The 4,128-nt window shown below is 55.1% G+C and carries 4 protein-coding genes and 1 pseudogene; all 5 read right to left on the minus strand.

What is annotated here, in order from left to right:
- Positions 1 to 114: 114 nt before the first annotated feature.
- Positions 115 to 732 (minus strand): protein-methionine-sulfoxide reductase heme-binding subunit MsrQ, encoded by a 618-nt coding sequence (msrQ, locus tag ACIQVE_RS29265; protein ID WP_402815392.1) that lies wholly within the window; start codon positions 730 to 732, stop codon positions 115 to 117.
- A complete protein-coding gene (msrP, locus tag ACIQVE_RS29270) occupies positions 732 to 1,745 on the minus strand; it encodes a protein-methionine-sulfoxide reductase catalytic subunit MsrP (protein WP_402815394.1) in 1,014 nt (337 codons plus the stop codon). The genes msrQ and msrP overlap by 1 nt, the downstream gene beginning before the upstream one ends.
- Positions 1,746 to 1,808: 63 nt before the next feature.
- Positions 1,809 to 2,666 (minus strand): CDP-diacylglycerol--serine O-phosphatidyltransferase, encoded by an 858-nt coding sequence (gene pssA, locus ACIQVE_RS29275; RefSeq protein ID WP_402815396.1) that lies wholly within the window; start codon positions 2,664 to 2,666, stop codon positions 1,809 to 1,811.
- 148 nt (positions 2,667 to 2,814) lie between these two features.
- Positions 2,815 to 3,831, minus strand: coding sequence for a ketol-acid reductoisomerase (ilvC, locus tag ACIQVE_RS29280; protein ID WP_007948647.1), 1,017 nt, complete (start codon positions 3,829 to 3,831; stop codon positions 2,815 to 2,817).
- Positions 3,832 to 3,879: 48 nt separating this feature from the next.
- Positions 3,880 to 4,128: pseudogene (locus ACIQVE_RS29285) on the minus strand (hypothetical protein); the annotation flags it as partial.

A 4,128-nucleotide genomic window follows, 5' to 3' on the forward strand; every position in this document is an offset into this window, starting at 1 on the left:
CGACCCACTCTCGAAACCTACTTAACTCATTGAATCTCAAGGAGTTTTCCGTTTCGACTGCGCCGGAAGTGGGGCGAATTATAGACGTCTGGAATCTGCCGTCAACCGTTAATTTCACTTTTGTTGCAGAACCTGCTTTTTTGCCAATAAACGCGGGATTCGACGAGCAACAGGAGGGACACGCAACAATAGAAGCAACGCACCTATAAAGGCATAGATCGCCCACTCCTTAAGATCAGCGCGCGCGATCCACAGCATATGCAGCAGTCCCAGCCCAAGAATCACATACACCAGCCGATGCAGCTTCTTCCAGCGAACACCTAAACGGCGCTGACTGTAGCGATTTGAAGTCACCGCTAACGCCAACAATCCGAGGAAACCCAACGCACCGACGATAATGTAAGGCCTCTTGCGCAACTCGACACCCAGTTGCGACCAATCAAAGCCGAGGATAAACGCCATATAGCTGCACAAATGCACAACCACATAAGCGAAGCACCAAAGTCCCAATTGCCGCCGAACAGCAATCCACCCCGCCCAACCGGTCAGTTTTTGCAGAGGCGTCATGCTCAAGGTGATCAACAACAGCACCAACGTGCCGAGGCCCAGCCGATCAACCAGTACCTTGCCAGGATCAGGCCCAAGCAAATCAGCGAAGGCTTGATAGAACCAAAGCAACGGCCAGATCGCTGCAGCAATGAAAACACTCACTCGCCAGAACGGATATCGCATCAGTAGTTCTTCCGCAAATCGAGTCCTGTATATAAAGAAGCGACTTCGTCCGAGTAGCCGTTGAACATCTGCGTGTCGCGCACATTCGGTTTGAACAGACTGTTCGGCAGCCTCCGCTCGCGCGCTTGCGTCCAGCGCGGGTGATCGACTGTCGGATTCACATTCGCATAGAAGCCATACTCGTCCGCCGCAATGCTTTGCCAGGTCGTTTTCGGTTGCTCACTGACCAGACTGATACGCACGATGGATTTGACGCTCTTGAAGCCATACTTCCATGGCACCACGAGACGTAACGGTGCTCCGTTCTGATTCGGCAGCTCGCGCCCATACATCCCCACCGCGAGGATCGCCAACGGATTCATCGCCTCGTCCAGGCGCAAGCCTTCTATATAAGGCCAATCGATCAGAGCAAAGCCGGAGCGCTGCCCGGGCATGCTTTTCGGATCCTGCAGGGTTTCGAATCGAATGTACTTGGCATTGGAGGTCGGCTCGACCTGTTTGAGCAGCGCCGCGATGGGAAAACCAATCCACGGAATGACCATCGACCAGGCCTCGACACAGCGCAGACGATAGATACGCTCTTCCAACTGGTACGGCTTCATGAAATCTTCCAGCGCATAACGCCCCGGCTTACCCACCTCCCCGTCTACTACCACACTCCACGGTTCGGTTTTCAGCGAACCGGCATTGGCGGCCGGATCGCCCTTGTCGGTGCCGAACTCATAGAAGTTGTTGTAGTGAGTCGCGTCCTTATAAGGCGTGATCGCCTCATCCTTGACGTTTACCGCCCCCCATTTAGTAGAGGGTAGTTTTTCGGCAAACCAGGCAGGCGCCTTGCCTGGTTCGACATCGGCGTATCGCGCCGCATCGTCAGCATTGGCCCAGCGCGGAAGACTGCTCACGGCGATGCCGGCCGCGGTGGCTCCGAGCAACTGACGGCGAGACAGATAGATAGATTCAGACGTGACGTCCGACTCATGGCAGTCAGACGCTTTGGGAATTTTGATGAGCATGGCAACTCCGCAGCTTTGGAGGACAGATGCACCCATAGACTGCGGAGTATGCTGGAAATTACATCACTCGGCGTTTTTGTGACGACGAAGATGCAACAGATACTGAATCGGACCGGAAGCCGCATAAGCGAGGAACACAAGCAGCAGAATGCGTGGCGGATCGCTAAACACGACAGCGAACACCAGCACTACCGCGAGAATCGCCACGAAAGGCACGCGACCTTTCAAATCCAGCTCCTTGAAGCTGTTGTACTTGATGTTGCTGACCATCAGCATGCCGGCAGCCGCCACCATCAGCGCGACCAGAAACGACATCTTCGAACCCTGGATCCCGTAATCGCTGAACGCCCAGACAATCCCTGCCACTACGCCGGCAGCTGCCGGGCTGGCCAGCCCGATGAAGTAGCGTTTGTCCGCCGTCCCCACCTGAGTGTTGAAACGCGCCAGACGCAACGCTGCGCCAGCTACATAGATGAAAGCGACCATCCAGCCGACCTTGCCCATGTCACCCAGCGCCCAGCCGAAGGCCAGCAATGCAGGGGCGACACCGAAGGCGACCATGTCGGACAGCGAGTCATACTCGGCGCCGAAAGCACTTTGCGTGTTGGTCATCCGCGCCACACGACCGTCGAGGCCGTCGAGCACCATCGCGACAAAAATCGCGATTGCGGCGAACGCGAAATACTTGCTCGCATTGGCAGAATCACCCGCGCTCAACGCCGCCTGAGCGCTCATCGAGTTGATGATGGAGTAAAACCCTGCAAACAGGTTCGCAGTGGTGAACAGATTCGGCAGCAGATAGATACCACGATGCCGGACTTTACGACCTTCTGCGTCGTGTCCTTCTTCGATGTGTTCATCGATGGGCAGCAGGCTTTCGGCGTCTGAAGCCTTGTTCGGCTCTTCGGGACGTTCGCTCATGAACATTACCTTGCAACGGTTTGGAAAAATTCGACAGATGCCTGTGGACGACGGTTCGGCCACAAACGATGCAGCTTTATACCAGAACCATCGACCCAAACGAAAAAACGCGGCCGAGGCCGCGTTTTTTCATACAAGGGACGACGACTTAGTTTTTGGCTTTGTCGACGATCTTGTTGGCACCGATCCACGGCATCATGGAGCGCAGTTGCTCGCCGATGATTTCGATACCGTGAGCGGCGTTGTTACGACGCTTGGCGGTCATCGAAGGGTAGCCGGTTGCGCCTTCGCTGATGAACATTTTGGCGTATTCGCCGTCCTGAATACGTTTCAGGGCGTTGCGCATGGCCTGACGGGATTCGGCGTTGATCACTTCCGGGCCGGTCACGTACTCGCCGTATTCAGCGTTGTTGGAGATCGAGTAGTTCATGTTGGCGATACCGCCTTCGTACATGAGGTCAACGATCAGTTTCAATTCATGCAGGCATTCGAAGTAGGCCATTTCCGGCGCGTAGCCAGCTTCGACCAGGGTTTCGAAACCGGCTTTTACCAGTTCAACGGTACCGCCACACAGAACGGCTTGCTCGCCGAACAGGTCGGTTTCGGTCTCGTCCTTGAAGGTGGTTTCGATGATGCCGGTACGACCGCCACCAACGCCGGCAGCGTAGGACAGTGCAACGTTTTTGGCGTTGCCCGAAGCATCCTGGTAGATCGCGATCAGGTCAGGAATACCGCCGCCTTTCACGAACTCGGAACGTACGGTGTGGCCCGGGGCTTTCGGCGCGATCATGATCACGTCGAGGTCGGCACGCGGAACAACCTGGTTGTAGTGGATCGCGAAGCCGTGGGAGAAGGCCAGGGTGGCGCCTTTCTTGATGTTCGGCTCGATTTCATTTTTGTACAGAGCAGACTGGAACTCGTCCGGGGTCAGGATCATGACCAGATCGGCAGCCGCAACAGCGGAAGCAACGTCAGTCACTTTCAGGCCGTGAGCTTCGGCTTTGGCAACAGTGGCCGAACCTTTACGCAGACCAACGGTAACGTCGACACCGGAGTCTTTCAGGTTGCACGCTTGAGCGTGGCCCTGGGAACCGTAACCGATGATGGCAACTTTCTTGCCCTGGATGATCGACAGGTCGCAGTCTTTTTCGTAATAAACTTTCATGAAATTCCCCTATATATCCAGGCCGTTCAGGCCATTCACTAATTTGGTTTAGATGCTGAGTACTTTGTCGCCGCGGGCAATACCGGTTACGCCGCTACGGACGGTTTCCAGAATCGATGCGGTGCCGATGGACTGAATGAAGCTGTCGAGCTTGTCGCTGGTACCGGTCAATTGAACGGTATACACGCTCGCGCTGACGTCGACGATCTGTCCACGGTAATTTTGTTTGTTGGGTTTTTTGTCGTGTAGGTTTTGTGTTTTTTTCTTGTTGTTGATCTGGTTGTTTTCGGTATCTTT

Origin of the sequence: Pseudomonas sp. NPDC098747 (genome assembly GCF_044760045.1) — a bacterium.
Taxonomy (GTDB): domain Bacteria; phylum Pseudomonadota; class Gammaproteobacteria; order Pseudomonadales; family Pseudomonadaceae; genus Aquipseudomonas.

Excerpts from the sequence above, each read along its gene's own strand:
- msrQ (WP_402815392.1), bottom strand. The coding sequence starts at position 732 with ATGCGATATCCGTTCTGGCGAGTGAGTGTTTTCATTGCTGCAGCGATC.
- msrP (WP_402815394.1), bottom strand. The coding sequence starts at position 1,745 with ATGCTCATCAAAATTCCCAAAGCGTCTGACTGCCATGAGTCGGACGTC.
- ilvC (WP_007948647.1), bottom strand. The coding sequence starts at position 3,831 with ATGAAAGTTTATTACGAAAAAGACTGCGACCTGTCGATCATCCAGGGC.
- pssA (WP_402815396.1), bottom strand. The coding sequence starts at position 2,666 with ATGAGCGAACGTCCCGAAGAGCCGAACAAGGCTTCAGACGCCGAAAGC.